The organism is Pseudonocardia sp. MH-G8, assembly GCF_002262885.1.
In the GTDB taxonomy this organism is placed as follows: Bacteria; Actinomycetota; Actinomycetes; order Mycobacteriales; family Pseudonocardiaceae; genus Pseudonocardia.
In genome coordinates, this window is record NZ_NKYF01000072.1 from 1 (window position 1) to 793 (window position 793).

The window sequence follows — 793 nt, forward strand, 5'->3', positions numbered from 1 at the left end:
CCCGATGCTCCTATGGAAGTCAACCCGTGATCTGAAGATCTTGGTGGCTGTGGGTTAGGGCGGTGTAGACCTCGCGGGCGACGTAGCGTTTGAGGCATCGGATGATCTCCCTCTTGCCCAAGCCTTCGCTGGTGCGGCGCTCGACGTAGGCGCGGGTGCGGGGGTCGTGACGCAGCCGGGAGAGCACGATGCGGTAGAGCGCGGCGTTGGCTTGCCGGTCACCTCCGCGGTTGAGCCGATGGCGGTGGCTGCGCCCGGACGAAGCAGGCAGTGGCGCCGCCCCACACAACATCGCGAACGCGGCCTCGCTGCGCAGCCGCTCGGGGTTGTTCCCGGCGGTGACCAGCAGCTGACCAGCCGAGTCGGGGCCGACGCCGAACAGCTCGATCAGGGTGGGGTTGATCTGGGTGACCAGCGGCTCGATCAGCTTGTCCAGTTCGTCGATCTCGGCGGACAGCTGCTGGTGGCGTCGGGCCAGTGAGCGCAGCGCCAGCGCCACGCCGGTTCGGGGGTCGCCGGCGGTGGTGGGGTCGGGGCGGCGGGTGGCGCAGTGGCGGATCAGGTCTCGGTCGCTGAGCGGGCGCAGTTGGGCGCGCAGCGCCTCGGGCGCGGTGACGATCAACGACTTGATCTGGTGTTGGGTGTCGGCGCGCTGCTTGATCGCGCTGCGGCGCGCGACCCGGATCGCGGCCAGGGCCTCGACCTCGCCGCCGCGCTGCTTGGGCAGCCCGTCTGCGCGCCCGGCCAGGGCGGCGCGGGCGGCGGCCTCGGCGTCGAGCGGGTCGGACTTACC

At 71.4% G+C, this 793-nt stretch carries 1 protein-coding gene; it reads right to left on the reverse strand.

Translation table 11 applies throughout. The features are described 5' to 3' along the window. Window positions 1-19: 19 nt before the first annotated feature. Window positions 20-793 (reverse strand): transposase (locus CFP66_RS46880; RefSeq protein ID WP_094932058.1); only part of this gene is annotated, 774 nt, incomplete at its 5' end.